The 14,284-nt window shown below is 70.3% G+C and carries 11 protein-coding genes; 8 read left to right on the forward strand and 3 right to left on the reverse strand.

Features of this window, described 5'->3' with window-relative positions; translation table 11 throughout:
* Positions 1 to 33: 33 nt before the first annotated feature.
* From gyrA to IPJ59_RS06800, 6 genes are all read left to right on the forward strand, one after another.
* The gene (gene gyrA / locus IPJ59_RS06775; protein ID WP_463673350.1) at positions 34 to 2,586 is read left to right on the forward strand and encodes a DNA gyrase subunit A; all 2,553 of its coding nucleotides are present in this window, start codon (positions 34 to 36) and stop codon (positions 2,584 to 2,586) included.
* Positions 2,573 to 3,922, forward strand: coding sequence for a glutamate-1-semialdehyde 2,1-aminomutase (gene hemL / locus IPJ59_RS06780; protein WP_293270299.1), 1,350 nt, complete (start codon positions 2,573 to 2,575; stop codon positions 3,920 to 3,922). The genes gyrA and hemL overlap by 14 nt, the downstream gene beginning before the upstream one ends.
* 11 nt (positions 3,923 to 3,933) lie before the next feature.
* Positions 3,934 to 4,266, forward strand: a complete 333-nt coding sequence (locus tag IPJ59_RS06785) for an AtpZ/AtpI family protein (protein WP_293248636.1) — start codon at positions 3,934 to 3,936, stop codon at positions 4,264 to 4,266.
* Between the two features lie 67 nt (positions 4,267 to 4,333).
* The gene (locus IPJ59_RS06790; RefSeq protein ID WP_293248634.1) at positions 4,334 to 4,810 is read left to right on the forward strand and encodes a hypothetical protein; all 477 of its coding nucleotides are present in this window, start codon (positions 4,334 to 4,336) and stop codon (positions 4,808 to 4,810) included.
* 48 nt (positions 4,811 to 4,858) lie between these two features.
* Positions 4,859 to 5,614, forward strand: a complete 756-nt coding sequence (gene atpB / locus IPJ59_RS06795) for a F0F1 ATP synthase subunit A (protein WP_293270301.1) — start codon at positions 4,859 to 4,861, stop codon at positions 5,612 to 5,614.
* A gap of 27 nt (positions 5,615 to 5,641) precedes the next feature.
* Positions 5,642 to 5,983, forward strand: coding sequence for an ATP synthase F0 subunit C (locus IPJ59_RS06800; protein WP_293248629.1), 342 nt, complete (start codon positions 5,642 to 5,644; stop codon positions 5,981 to 5,983).
* Positions 5,984 to 6,200: 217 nt separating this feature from the next.
* Here IPJ59_RS06800 and trxB read toward each other — a convergent pair whose 3' ends face one another.
* Both trxB and IPJ59_RS06810 read right to left on the reverse strand, forming a co-directional pair.
* Entirely contained in the window at positions 6,201 to 7,139 is a 939-nt protein-coding gene (trxB, locus tag IPJ59_RS06805; RefSeq protein ID WP_293248626.1) for a thioredoxin-disulfide reductase, read from the reverse strand.
* A 104-nt stretch (positions 7,140 to 7,243) separates the two neighbouring features.
* Positions 7,244 to 8,692, reverse strand: coding sequence for a trypsin-like peptidase domain-containing protein (locus tag IPJ59_RS06810; RefSeq protein WP_293270303.1), 1,449 nt, complete (start codon positions 8,690 to 8,692; stop codon positions 7,244 to 7,246).
* A 93-nt stretch (positions 8,693 to 8,785) separates the two neighbouring features.
* Here IPJ59_RS06810 and IPJ59_RS06815 point away from each other — a divergent pair, with 93 nt between their 5' ends.
* The gene (locus tag IPJ59_RS06815) at positions 8,786 to 10,105 is read left to right on the forward strand and encodes an MFS transporter (RefSeq protein WP_293270305.1); all 1,320 of its coding nucleotides are present in this window, start codon (positions 8,786 to 8,788) and stop codon (positions 10,103 to 10,105) included.
* A gap of 8 nt (positions 10,106 to 10,113) precedes the next feature.
* Entirely contained in the window at positions 10,114 to 11,655 is a 1,542-nt protein-coding gene (locus IPJ59_RS06820; protein WP_293270307.1) for an SLC13 family permease, read from the forward strand.
* A 15-nt stretch (positions 11,656 to 11,670) separates the two neighbouring features.
* Here IPJ59_RS06820 and IPJ59_RS06825 read toward each other — a convergent pair whose 3' ends face one another.
* Positions 11,671 to 14,259 carry a DEAD/DEAH box helicase gene (locus tag IPJ59_RS06825; protein WP_293270309.1) on the reverse strand — a complete coding sequence of 863 codons (2,589 nt, stop codon included), beginning with the start codon at positions 14,257 to 14,259 and terminating at the stop codon, positions 11,671 to 11,673.
* Between the last annotated feature and the right edge of the window lie 25 nt (positions 14,260 to 14,284).

A 14,284-nucleotide genomic window follows, 5' to 3' on the forward strand; every position in this document is an offset into this window, starting at 1 on the left:
GAGCAAAAAACCGGGATCAACATCGAAGACGAGATGCGTAGCTCCTTCTTGGACTACGCGATGAGCGTCATCATCAGCCGCGCGCTGCCCGACGTGCGCGACGGCCTCAAGCCGGTGCACCGGCGGGTGCTGTACGCGATGGACCAGCTGCGCAACACCCACGCGCAGCCCTACAAGAAGTCGGCGCGCGTCGTCGGCGACGTCATCGGCAAGTACCACCCACACGGCGACCAGTCGGTGTACGACGCGCTGGTTCGGCTCGCGCAGGACTTCGCGATGCGCTACCCGCTGATCGACGGGCAGGGCAACTTCGGCAGCGTCGACGGCGACCCGGCGGCGGCCATGCGCTACACCGAGGCGCGCATGTCCAAGCTGACCAGCGAGCTGCTGGCAGACCTTGAGAAGGACACGGTCAACTGGGCGCCGAATTACGACGAAAAGGAGCTCGAGCCGACCGTCCTGCCGACGCGCGTGCCGAACCTGCTGCTCAACGGCGCGGTCGGCATCGCGGTCGGCATGGCGACCAACATCCCGCCGCACAACCTCCGCGAGCTGATCGACGCCTGCCTCGCGCTGATCGACGACCCGAAGATCCAGACCCGCGACCTGCTGGCCTTCGTGAAGGGGCCGGACTTCCCGACCGGCGGCTCGATCATCGGCCACGCCGGCATCCGCTCGGCCTACAACACCGGCCGCGGTAGCCTGACCATCCGCGCCAAGTGCGAGATCGAGGAGGAGGACAAGGGCCGCGAGGCGATCGTCATCACCGAGATCCCGTATCAGGTCAACAAGGTGAAGCTCATCTCGCACATCGCCGAGCTGGTGCGCGAGAAGAAGATCGAGGGCATCAGCGACATCCAGGACTACAGCGACCGCACCGGCATGCGGATCTGGATCCAGGTCAAGCGCGACGCCGCGGCCCAGGTGGTGCTCAACACGCTCTACAAGATGAGCGACCTGCAGATCACCTTCGGCGTCAACATGATCGCCATCGTCCACGGCCGCCCGCAGCTGCTGTCGCTGCGCGACTGCCTCGGCCACTTCATCGACCACCGCCGCACCGTCGTCACCCGCCGCTCGCGCTTCGAGCTGCACAAGGCGCTCGAGCGGCGGGAGATCGTCGAGGGCCTCGGCGTGGCGATCGACGCGATCGACCGCATCATCGCCCTCATCCGCGCCTCCAAGGACCCGGACGAGGCCCGCGTGGCCCTGTGCAGCGAGCCGCTGTCAGGCTTCGCCGGCTTCCTCGAGCGCTGCGGCCGGCCGCAGGCCGAGGTCGAGGCCGCCCGCGGCAAGCCCTACCGGCTCAACCAGCGCCAGGCCAAGGCGATCCTCGACATGCGCTTGCAGCGGCTCACCGGCCTCGAGCGCGACAAGGTCGAGGGCGAGTACCGCGAGCTGTCCGGCATCATCTCGTACCTCGAGTCGATCCTCGCCGACCCGGCCCTGCTCATGAAGGTGATCCGCGACGAGCTCTCCGCCATCGGCGCCGAGTACGGCGACGCCCGCCGCACCCTCGTCGTCGAGGACGAGGGGGAGATCGAGCCGATCGACCTCGTCGCTGACGAGCCGATGATCGTGATGCTCACCAACACCGGCTACATCAAGCGCCTGCCCAGCCACGAGTACCGCGTGCAGGGCCGCGGCGGCGTCGGCGTGAAGGGCGGCGTCGGCCGCGACACCGCAGACTTCGTCACCGAGCTGTTCGAGGCCAACGCGCACTCGCACGTGCTGCTGTTCACCAACACCGGCCGGATGTTCCACACCCGGGTCTTCGAGCTGCCGCAAGGCCGCCGCGAGTCGGCCGGCAAGGCGCTGGTCAACTTCCTCGACCTCCGCGAGGGCGAGCGCGTGCTCGGCATGGTCCCGTACCGCGACGAGGACGTCGACGACGGCGAGCACTACATCGTCATGATCTCGGCCCAGGGGTACATCAAGCGGACCAAGCTCGACGAGTTCTCCAACATCCGCTCGACCGGCATCATCGCCGCGACGATCGAGGAGGACGACCAGCTGATCGACGCCCGCCTGACCAACGGCAAGCGCCACATCATGCTCACCTCGGCGCGCGGCATGGCGATCCGCTTCGAGGAGAGCGAGGTGCGCCCGATGGGCCGGACCGCCCGCGGCGTGCGCGGCATGGACCTGCGAACCGGCGACCAGGTGGTCGGCATGACCGTGCTCGACGCCGACACCGACGCGGCGATCCTGACGATGTGCGCCCAGGGCTTCGGCAAGCGCACCGCGGCGGAGGACTACAAGGTCCAGGGTCGCGGCGGCAAGGGCATCATCACGATCAAGGTCAACGGCCGCAACGGTCCGGTGGTCGGCTCGCTCGCGGTCCAGACCGACGACCAGATCATGGTCGTCACCAGCAAGGGCAAGGTCATCCGCACCCGCGTCTCCGAGATCTCCACGGTCGGCCGCAACACGATGGGTGTCCGCGTCATCCGCACCGGCGAGGACGAGCGCGTGGTGGCGATCGAGCGGCTCGTCGACCAGGACGACGCGAACGTCGAGGAGGCGGTGGTGCCAGTGGAGGCTGCGCCCGAGGAGGAGCCGGAGGCCGACGATGGCGACGAGTGAGCCCCACTTCGACGTGCAACACCCGGGCGACGGCCGCGCTGGCGCGCGCAGCCGGGCCCTGTTCGCCGCGGCCCAGGCGGTGATCCCCGGCGGCGTCAACAGCCCTGTCCGCGCCTTCAAGTCGGTCGGCGGCGACCCGCCCTTCATCCGCGCCGCCCGCGGGGCGCACCTGCTCACCGAGGACGGCGCCACGCTGATCGACTACGTCGGCACCTGGGGCCCGGCGATCCTCGGCCACGCCCACCCGGCGGTGGTCGAGGCGGTCGCCCGCGCCGCCCGCGACGGCCTCAGCTTCGGGGCCTGCAGCGCCGGCGAGGTCGAGTTCGCCGAGCTGCTGTGTCGCCTGGTCCCGGCCCTGCGCGGCGGCATGGTCCGCCTCGTCTCGTCAGGCACCGAGGCGACGATGAGCGCGCTGCGGCTGGCCCGCGGCTTCACCGGCCGCAGCAAGATCGTCAAGGCCGACGGCGGCTACCACGGTCACGCCGACATGCTCCTGGTCGCCGCCGGCTCGGGCGCGGCCACCCTCGGCATCCCCGGCTCGGGCGGCGTGCCCGAGGCGACCGTGCACGACACCCTCACGGTCCCGTACAACGACGCCGACGCGTTCGAGCAGGTCCTCCTGGCCAACCCCGGCCAGGTCGCGGCGATCATCATCGAGCCGGTCGCTGGCAACATGGGCTGCGTCCCGCCGCGGCCCGGCTACCTCGAGCGCCTGCGCGCCCTGTGCAGCGCCCACGGGACCCTGCTGATCTTCGACGAGGTGATGACCGGCTTTCGCGTCGCTCTCGGCGGCGCCCATGCCCGCTACAGCATCGAGCCCGACCTCGTCTGCCTCGGCAAGATCGTCGGCGGCGGGATGCCCTGCGGGGCCTACGGCGGCCGTCGTGAGATCTTGCAGCAGATCGCCCCGCTCGGGCCGGTCTACCAGGCCGGCACGCTCAGCGGGAACCCGCTCGCCGTCGCCGCGGGCCTCGCCACCCTCCACATCCTCGAGCGCGAGGACCCTTATCCCGCGCTCGAGGCGAGCTCCGCCGCGATCGCCGATGGCATCGCCGCGCTGGCCGCGCGACACGGCGTGGCGATGACCAACAACCGCGTCGGATCGATGTTTACCGGCTTCTTCCGCGGCGGCGAGGTGCACGATTACAGCGACGCGAAGGCCAGTGACCTGGCCGCGTTCGGCCGCTTCCACCGCGAGATGCTGGCCCGCGGCGTGTACCTGGCGCCCTCCCAATTCGAGGCCGCCTTCGTGTCGGTGGCGCACGACCGGGCCGTCATTGAACACACGCTGGCCGCCGCCGACGAGGCGCTGGCGATCGTCGCCCGCGGCGCGTAAACCGGGGCCGCATGGGCGAGCAGGACAAGCGGCCGCAGATCGTCGAACGAGCCCGCTGGTTCCAGCTGACCGAGGCCGCGTCGATCGGCATCGAGATGGCCGCGGCCGTCGGTGTCGGCGCCTTCCTCGGCAGGTACCTCGAGCGCAACGTCACCCACTGGGCCCCGTGGACGACCTACATCGGCCTCGGCATCGGCCTCTCGGCGGCGGTGCTCGCGGTGCTCCGCACGGTCCGCAACTTCAGCCGGGTCATCGCCGCCGAGGAGGCGGCCGAGGCGGCCGAGGCGGCCCGGGCCCGTGAAGGCGCCGCTGCGCCGCCCGAGCCCCCCGAGGGCCCCACATGAGCCCTCCGTTGTTGCGACTCACAGGCGACTGCGGCTTTCTCGGCGCTGTCGTCCCCGAGGATTCGAAATGAGCCCGCAGTCCCTGCGACAGCGCGCCGATCTCCTCGCGCGTTGGGTGCGAAGGATCGGCTTGTGGACCCTCACGCTCGCCCTCGCCGCCGCCCTCCTCGCGCTCGTCCTCGCCGGCCGCGAGCAGGCCCTGAGCGTGCTGTTCGGCGCCGCGATCGGGCTCTACAACCTGCTCTCGCTCGCTCGCGCCGGCTTTGCCGTGCTGCTCGCCGCCGAGGCCGATCCCGACGCGACGGCCGCCCGCACCAGCCGCTTCGCGCCGCTCCTGGCCGCCCTGCGCTGGCCTGCCACTGCCCTTGCGACCGCTGCCGTCCTCTGGTACATGCCCGGCCGACCCGAGGGGTTGGTGGCAGGGGTGCTCGTCGCTCTTGCAGGCTTCACCGCAGCGGCGCTGCAGAGCGCCAGGGAACTCAACCACTCCGGGACCGACTCCGGGACCGCCGATCCCACCGACCCCGACGACACGAGCGCCTGACCTCCGGACCACGCTATGGGTGACCACGACTCCTGGTACACGCTCCTGATGCCCGACTTCTGGGCCCAGCTTGAGCATGGCGCCGCCGAGCACCTGGGGCGTGAGACGAAGTTCATGATGTTTCAGGGGACGCACTTCACCCTGACGCACGTCGCCGGGGCGCTGCTCGCCTTCATCTTCATCCTGATCCTCGCCTCGCGGTACCGGGCCAGCATCGCCGGACCGGACAAGGGCGTCGTGCCGCCGCGCAAGTTTGGCCTGGCGGCGATGACCGACGGCTTCATCGGCGCGGTCTACAACCTCTCGGTCGACGTGATGGGCGAGAAGAACGCCCGCAAGTACCTGCCGCTGACCGGCACGCTCGCGCTGTTCATCTTCGTGTGCAACATCCAGGGCCTGATCCCGGGCCTGATCCCGCCGACGGACACGCTGAAGACCAACCTCGTCTTCGCGCTCATCGTCTTCCTCGTCTACAACGTCGCCGGGGTCATCAACAACGGCCTCGGCTACCTGGCGCACTTCCTCGGCCCGAAGATCGGCGGCTTCCCCTGGCTGTTCCCGCTGTTCCTGCCGATCGAGATCGTCAGCCACCTGGCCCGCCCGGTGTCGCTCTCGCTCCGTCTCACCGGCAACATCGTCGCTGACCACAAGGTCGTCGCCGTCGTCGCCATGATGGTGCCCCTGCTCGTGCCGCTGCCCTTCCTGCTGCTCGGCACGGTGGTGGCCATCGTCCAGACCCTGGTCTTCACCCTGCTTGCGATCATCTACATCGGCCTCGCGGTCGAGCACGCCGAAGACCACTAGAACCCTCGCAGCCCTAGGAACCCACTCATGTCCCGCAACGTCGCCAAGTTCACCGCCTTCCTGTTCTGCTTCCTGGTCCCGATGGTCGCCTTCGCCGCGCCCGCCGGCGCCGAGACCTCCGGCTCGGAGCGCTCGATCTACGGCTTCGCCATGGCGATCGCCGTCGGCCTCGCCGCTCTCGGCGGTGGCATGGGTCAGGGTCGCGCCGTCGCGGCCGCCCTCGAGGGCATCTGCCGCAACCCGAACTCGGCCGGCAAGGTGCTGGTCCCGATGCTCCTCGGCCTCGCCTTCATCGAGTCCCTGGTGATCTTCGCCCTCATCATCGCCTTCACCATCGGCGGCTACATCGCCCCGACGATCGGCGGCTGAGCGCAGCTCCTGAGGGAGTTTGAAGCGTCTGGACCGTCCGCGGTTCGGGCGCTTCTCGTATTGACGACGAGCCGCGTCGCTGTCCCTTCGGACAGGCGCGCGATGGAAACGGGCCGCCGATGAGCCTGTCCGAAAAGACAGGCACGGGGCCGACGATCGCAAGCATGAAGCTGAGCCTGTCTGAAAGGACAGGCGGACACGGCGTGGTCGACAGGCGCTACGCGTGCTCGGCGAGCCAGCGCTCGGCCTCGATCGCCGCCATGCAGCCGGTGCCGGCGGCGGTGACGGCCTGGCGGTAGACCTTGTCGGCCACGTCGCCGCAGGCGAACACGCCGGGCACGCGGGTGGCGGCGCTGCCGGGGATCGTCTGCAGGTAGCCGGCCTCGTCCATCGCCAGCTGGCCCTTGAAGATCGGGCTGTTGGGGTTGTGGCCGATCGCCAGGAACACGCCGGTGACCGCGAGGTCCTCCTGGGCCCCGGTCACGGTGTCCTGCAGGCGCACGCCGACGACGCGGTCGCCGCCGAGCACGTCGACGACCTCGCGGTTCCAGTGCACGGTGATCTTGGGGCTGTCCAGCACGCGCTGCTGCATGATCTTGCTGGCGCGGAAGCTGTCGCGGCGGTGGATCAGGTGGACGCTGCGGCACATCCGGGTCAGGAAGGTCGCCTCCTCCATCGCCGTGTCGCCGCCGCCGATCACGACGACGTCCTGGTTGCGGTAGAAGGCGCCGTCGCAGGTGGCGCAGGCCGTGACGCCGCCGCCGCTCAGGCGCAGGCGCTGCTCGTTGGGCAGGCCCAGCCACTTCGCCGAGGCGCCCGTGGCGATGATCAGGGTGTCGCCGGTGTAGGTCGCCGACTCGCCCTCGACGGTGAAGGGCCGCTGCGAGAGGTCCGCCTTGACGCCGAGGTCGTAGTGCAGGACGGTGCCGAAGCGCTCGGCCTGCTGGCGAAACTCCTCCATCATCTCCGGGCCGGTGATGCCCTTGGGGAAGCCGGGGTAGTTCTCGACCTCGGTGGTGGTCGTGAGCTGCCCGCCCGGCTCCGGTCCGCAGACCATGATCGGCTCGAGGTTGGCCCGGGCCGCGTAGATCGCCGCGGTGTAGCCGGCCGGGCCGGCGCCGAGGATGAGGACCTTGCTGTGGATTCGCTCGCGCATGCGCGCGGGAGGATAAGCAGCGAGGGCGCGGCCGACAAGCTCGGTGCGCCCTCGTTGCTCTCGTCGCGTCGGCCGCGGGAGTGCGTGCGTTATCTGGCGCCCTATTATCGGCGCTCGATGACCGCGGAGTGGGTGGCGTCGCCGCGTTTGACCTTCACCTCGACGCGGCCGCTGTCCTTGCCGAGCGCCGCGGCGACCTCGTCGCTGCTGCGGACCGGCTCGCCGTTGATCGAGTGCAGACGGTCACCTGGCTGGAGGCCGAGCTCGTCGGCGAGCGAGCCGGGGCGCACGCTGCGGACCTGCAGGCCGTCGGGGCCGGGCTCGACCTCGACGCCGAGGCGGGGCTGACCGTCGGGGAACAGCTGCCCGCCGGCCTCGCCACGCTGACCGCGCTGGCCGATCTTCCGCAGCTCGTCCTCGCCGGGGAGCTTACCGACGGTCGCCTTGAGGGTGAGGGTCTTGTCCTTGCGGGCGACCCGCAGGGTGGTCTCGCTGCCGGGCTTGAGCTCGGCGATGCGGCCGCGGAGGTCGCCGAAGCTGGCGACGTCGTGGCCGTCGACGCCGACGATGCGGTCGCCGTTCTGCAGCCCCGCCTTCGCCGCGGGCGTGCCGGGCATGACAGCGCCGATCACCGCGCCGGTCTCGGGGACGCGGCCGACGGCCGGCTCGATGTCGCGACCGGAGATGCCGAGCCAGCCGCGCACGACCTTGCCGCCGTGCTTGATCTGCGGGATCACCTGCTTGGCCTGGTCGATCGGCACCGCGAAGCCGAGGCCCTGACCGCGGGCGTTGACGGCGGTGTTGATGCCGATCACCTCCCCGTTCAGGTTGAACAGCGGGCCGCCGCTCGAGCCCGGGGCGATCGACGCGTCGGTCTGCAGGAAGTCGACGTAGCTGTTGGCGTAGAGGCCGAGGCTGCCGCGGCCCTTGGCCGAGACGATGCCGGTGGTCGCCGACTGCTCGAGGCCCATCGGCGAGCCGATCGCGATCACCCAGTCACCGACCGCCATGTTGGCGCTCGAGCCGAGGGTGGCCGCCTTGAGGCCCTTCGCGCCCTCGAGCTGGATCAGGGCGATGTCCGTCAGCGGGTCCGAGCCGAGCACCTTGGCGTTGAACATGCGGCCGTCGTGGAGCTTGACCTCGAGCTTGTCGGCGTCGTCGACCACGTGGTGGTTGGTGACGACGAGGCCGTCGCTGCTGAGGATCACGCCGGAGCCGACGCCCTGCTTCGGCTGCGGGTCCATGTCCAGGAAGGGCAGCATGCGCGGGTCGATGCCCTGGACGTCGAATTGCGGGCGGGCCTTGCCGGCGACCCGCACGTTGACCACTGTCGGTCCGATCTCCTTGATCAGCGGCGCCAGGCTGCGGCGCGGGTCGAAGCTGTCGCCGACCACCGGGGCGCCGGTGCCCTCGCGCCACAGCGTCTCGCCCGCGGCCTCGGCCCGGCCGCAGCTCATGGCCGCCGCCCCGATGCCGGCGACCGACAGACCCAGGAAGGCGAGCAGGGCCTGCGGGGAGCGTAACCTCTGGATGCGGATCGTCTTGCCAGTCATGCCGCCGAGAACCCGGTGTTCGAGCTGCGTATTCCCGCCCCCAACGTGCTCACAAACTTGGTCGATCGCCGCGCAGGTGTACTCTCGCCCGCGGTGACGCCCGACCCGCAGCCGCCGCCGAGACCGGTGTCCGAGGGCGCCGTCACGGTCGCCTGGACGGGCTCGACCTACTTCGCCGAGGGCTTACCCTGGTCGGTCCTCCACCAGATCGCGTCGGAGTTCTTCACCGCCGCGGGTCTGCCACCCTCGCAGGTCGGCTACACCTCGGCGCTGCACCTCACGAGCTCGCTCAAGTTCCTGTGGAGCCCGATCGTCGACCTGTTCGGCACCCTGCGTCGCTGGCTGATCGCCACCCAGGCGCTGCTCGGACTGCTCATGGGCGTGCTCGCGGTGCTCGCCCACGACCTGGCCCTCGGGACAGGTGAGAAGGACACCACCTTCATCTGGCTGACGCTCATCGCCATCGGCGTCGCCTCGGCCACCCACGACATCGCCTGCGACGGCTACTACATGGACGCCCTCGACAAGGACGCCCAGGCCCGCCACGCCGGCACCCGCGTCGCCGCCTTCCGGGTCGCCATGCTGGTCGGCAATTCGGGCCTGGTCTACCTCGGGGGGCGCCACAGCTGGCTGCTCGGCTTCGGTCTCGCGGGTGGGCTGATGCTGATCCTCGCGGTGGTGCACCGCGTCCTGCTGCCGCCGAGCGCGGGTGAACGGAGCCGGCGCGCCAGCAAGGTGCCGGAGCGCAGCGGCGCCGAGCGGGCGGCCCACGTGCGGGCCTCGTACCTCAGCTTCCTGCGCCAGGACCGGGCGGTGGTGGTGGTGCTGTTCCTGCTCACATACAAGCTGGGCGACGCGCTGATGTTCAACATGTCGAAGGTCATGCTGCGCGACCTCGGCGTGAGCACGGCGGAGCGCGGCGTGATCAACGGCTTCGGCACGGGCGCCAGCATCCTCGGGGCGATGCTCGGCGGGGCGTGGATCGCCCGCAGCTCGCTGGCGCGGGCGGTCGTCCCGATCACGATCTTGATGTGCGCGACCCAGCCGCTGTACCTGCTGATCGCCGCGCCGAGCTTGCCGATGGGCGCGGGCAACCTCGCCGACGCCCCGGCCTACTTCACGGCCTGGATGGCGCCGTCGCTGACGGCGATCACGATCATCATGGTCATCGAGCAGCTGTGCGGCGGCATGGCCGTGGCGGCGCAGATGGTGTTCCTGATGCGGCGCTGTCACCCCGATCACAAGGCGGCCCACTTCGCCTTCGGCACGGCGATCTACGCCGTCTCGCAGATGGTCACCGGCACCTACAGCGGCTGGGTGTACCAGGCCCAGGGCCCGCTCGTGTACTTCGCGCTGGCCTGCGTCGCGTGCATCCCGTGTCTTGTGCTGGTCCGGTGGATCCCCACGCGTTGACGTGACCGGTGAACGCGGCGATGCTGCGCCCGGTGCTCGAGTCACGCACGGAGGCCGAGGCCCGCTTCGAGGCGAAGCGGCGGCGTTTGGGGCAGATCGTCGCGCCGCTGGTCTTCGTGGCGATGTCCGCCTTGCCGCTGCCGGGGCTCACGCCGCAGGCCCACGCGCTCGCGGCGATCACGAGCTTGACGGTGATCCTGTGGATCACCGAGGCGATCCCGCTGGCGGCCGCGGCCCTGCTGGCGCCGGCGCTGGCGGTGTTGCTCGGCGTCACCGATGCGACCGACGCCCTCGCGCCGCTGGCGAGCCCGCTGATCTTCCTGTTCATGGGCGGCTTCATGCTCGCGCTCGGGCTCGCCGAGCAGGGCCTCGACCGCCGCGCCGCGCTGTGGCTGCTGGGACGGCGCTGGGTCGCCGGCTCGCCTGCCCGCGCCAGCGCTGCGATCGCCGTCGCGACCTACCTGATGTCGATGTGGATCTCCAACACCGCGACCACCGCGATGATGATCCCCGTCGCCCTGGGCCTGTGCCGGACGATCCGCGCCGCCGCGCCGGTGGAGGACCAGCCCCGCTTCGACCGCCACGCCGAGGGCATGCTGCTCGGCCTCACCTACGCCGCCTCGCTCGGCGGCATCGCCACGCCCGTCGGCACCGCGCCCAACGTGATCGCTCTCGGCATGCTCGAGAGCCAGCTGCACCTGCGCATCGACTTCTTCCAGTGGATGAGCTTCGCCCTGCCGACCAGCGCGATCACCCTCGGCGTCGTCCTGCTCTACGCCGCCTGGCGCTTCCCCTCGCCGATCGCTCGGCTGGGCGCGCTGGCCGACAACGTCGAGGCCGAGCTGGCCCGGCTCGGGCCGATGTCCGCCGGGGAGCGAAGGGCCGCCGCGGTGTTCATGCTCGCGGTGTTCGGCTGGCTGACGCCGGCCGTGCTCAAGCTGTCTCTTGGGCCAGGTCACGCCTGGACCGCGTGGGCCAACGGCGGCCTCGACGAGGGCGTGGTGGCGCTGCTGTGCGGCGTGCTGCTGTGCCTGCTGCCGAGCGGCAAGGGCGACGGCAAGCCGGTGCTGGCGTGGGAGCGGGCGATGCAGCTCGACTGGAGCACGCTGCTGCTGCTCGGCGGCGGGCTCTCGCTCGGCAAGCTGATGTTCGAGACGGGGCTGGCGAAGGCGATGGCCGGCGGCGCGCTGGCGGCGGTGGGACCGCTGGCCCAGTCGCCGCTGGGGCTGCTGTTCTTCAGCACGGCGCTGGTGCTGGTGTTGACCGAGATCACCAGCAACGTGGCGACCACGAGCATGATGGTGCCGGTGCTCATCGCCATCGCCCAGGCCGGCGGTCACGACCCGCTGCCGCTGGTGCTGTGCGTGACCATGGCCGCGAGCTTCGCGTTCATGCTGCCGGTCTCGACGCCGCCGAACGCGATCGCCTACGGCACCGGCAAGATCCGCATCGGATCGATGATGCGCTTCGGCGTGCTGCTCGACCTCGCCGGGCTGTTCATCATCTTCGCCTGCGGGGCGCTGTTGCTGCCGCACCTGCGCTTCGGCTGAGGTGGTGACCGAAGCTCACGCGCCGAGCGAGCGCAGGCGGATCAACGGCCCCTCGGGGAAGGGGTCGTCACGCAGGTCGATGACGCCCTCGAGGCCCCACAGGTTGTCGTCCTCGGGGTCGAGCAAGGTCTGGCGCACGCGCCACTGACGGTCGCCCTCGGGCTCGACGAGCGTGAACTTGGGGAAGCGGGCGCCGTGGTCGTAGCGCAGCTCGGGGTACTCGGCGTAGTACTCGGCCATGGTCCGCTCGAAGCGCTGGGCCGGCCAGGGGTCGTCCGGGCTCTGCTGGACCATGCCCTCGGCCGCGTCCCACTCGCGCAGCGCGAGCGCCCGGACCAGCGCGTGCAGCTCGGCGCGCACGCGGGCGGCGAAGGCCTTGCTGTCCTCGCCGAGGTGACGCGGGCCGACCGGCTCGGCGCCTGGTGTGGCGACGGGCGGGTGGAGCATGCGCTCCCACTCTTGCAGCAGGCTGCTGTCGACGTGGGCGAACATGGCGCGGAGGAAGCCGACGATGTCGTGGATCTCGTCGGTCTTGGCGGCCTCGGGGATCGTCTGGGACAGCACCTTGTAGGCCTGCATCAGGTAGCGCAGGAGCACGCCCTCGCTGCGCTGGAGGCCGAGCTCCTTGACGTAGTCGTTGAAGGCGACGAAGCGCTCGACCATGTCGCGGACGATCGACTTGGGGCGGATGCTCTCGCGGGCGACCCAGGGGTGGTGGAGCACGAACTCGTTGAAGGTGTCGTAGATGAACTCGGCGCAGGGCTTGGGGTAGGAGATCTTCTCCAGCTCGGCCATGCGCTCCTCGTACTCGACGCCGCTGGCCTTGAGCTCGGCGATCTTCTCGCCCTTCAGCTTGTTCTCCTGCGCCTGAAGGATCACGGCCGGGTTCTCGAGCATCGCCTCGATCAGCGAGAGGGTGTTGAGCGCGTAGCCCTCGGAGACCAGCTCGAGCCGCTTGCTGGCGTCGAGCAGCCACAGCGAGAGGGTGTGGTTCAGCGAGAAGTCGCGCTGCAGGTCGGCGTCGATGCGGACGGCGCGGCCGCGGCTGTCGGGGCGGCGCTGGTCGAGGCGGACCAGGTGGATGATGCCGGCGCTGCGCAGCGCCCGGAACAGCACGGCGGACTCGCGGCGGTTGCGGGACTTGGCCCGCGCCTCGTCGTGGGCGGTGGCGACGATCTCGACCAGGCGCCGGTAGCCGCCGCCCCAGGCGCTCTCGTTGAGCGGCGACTGCAGGAGGTTAAGGATCATGCCGTGGGTGACCTGGAAGCGCGAGCGCAGCGGCTCGGGCTCGCTGGTGATGAGCTTCTCGAAGGTGCTCCTGTCCCACGGGACATAGCCGCGATCGGGCGGGTTGCGGCGGACGAACTTCTTCTTCTTGCCGTCGGCGCCGGTGGCCTTCGACTCGAGGCGCTTGTTCTCGATGACGTGGGCGGGCGCCTGGCAGACGACGTAGCCCTGGGTGTCGAAGCCCTTGCGGCCGGCTCGCCCGGCGATCTGCTTGAAGTCGCGGACGCTGAGGATCGCCGTGTTCTCGCCGTCGAACTTGCACAGCTTGGTGAACAGGACGGTGCGGATCGGGATGTTGACGCCGACGCCGAGGGTGTCGGTGCCGCAGATGACCCGCAGCTTGCCCTGCTGGGCCAGCTGTTCGACCAGCAGGCGGTACTTGGGCAGCAGGCCGGCGTGGTGCAGGCCGATGCCGTTGCGGATGAAGCCGGAGATCTCCTTGCCGAAGGGGGTGTCGAAGCGAAAGCCGTGCAGGGCCTCGGCGATCGCCTGCTTCTCCTCGCGAGTGACGAGCTGCAGGCTCATCAGGTTCTGCGCCTCCTCGGCGCACTCGCGCTGGGTGAAGTTGACGATGTAGATCGGTGAGCGCCCGCGGTCGAGCAGGTAGGCCAGGGTCTCGTGCAGCGGGGTCTCGCGGTACTCGAAGTCGAGCGGCACGGGCCGCACCGCCGAGCGCACCACCGCGACCTCGCGCCCGGTCATCTGCTTGAGCGAGTCGGCGAGCTTGCTGGTGTCGCCGAGGGTGGCCGACATCAGCATGAAGCTGGCGTAGGGGAGGGTGAGCAGCGGGAGCTGCCAGGCGATGCCGCGGTCGCGGTCGGAGTAGTAGTGGAACTCGTCCATGATCACGTCGTCGACGCGGGCGGCCCGGCCGTCGCGCAGCGCCATGTTGGCGAGGATCTCCGCGGTGCAGCAGATGATCGGGGCGTCGGCGTTGACGCTGGCGTCGCCGGTGAGCATGCCGACGTTCTCGGGCCCGAAGTCGCGGCACAGGGCGAAGAACTTCTCGCTGACGAGCGCCTTGATCGGGCAGGTGTAGAACGAGCGCCGGCCGCGGGCCATCGACGACAGGTGCATGGCCACCGCGACCAGCGACTTGCCCGAGCCGGTCGGCGTGTTGAGGATGACGTGGCGCCCGGCGAAGACCTCGAGGATCGCCTCCTCCTGCGCGGGGTACAGCTCGAGGTTGTTCTCGGTGACCCAGTCGAGGAAGACCTCGAGCAGGCGGTCGCTGCCGATCGAGGCTGACCTTTGGGTCAGGAGGTCGCCGGCGAGCTCGCGCAGCGGCCGATGGGCGGGGCGTTCGTCGGCGGGCACGGGCGGCAGGGTATCAGGCTATCCG

Origin of the sequence: Nannocystis sp. (genome assembly GCF_016714285.1) — a bacterium.
GTDB lineage: Bacteria > Myxococcota_A > Polyangia > Nannocystales > Nannocystaceae > Nannocystis.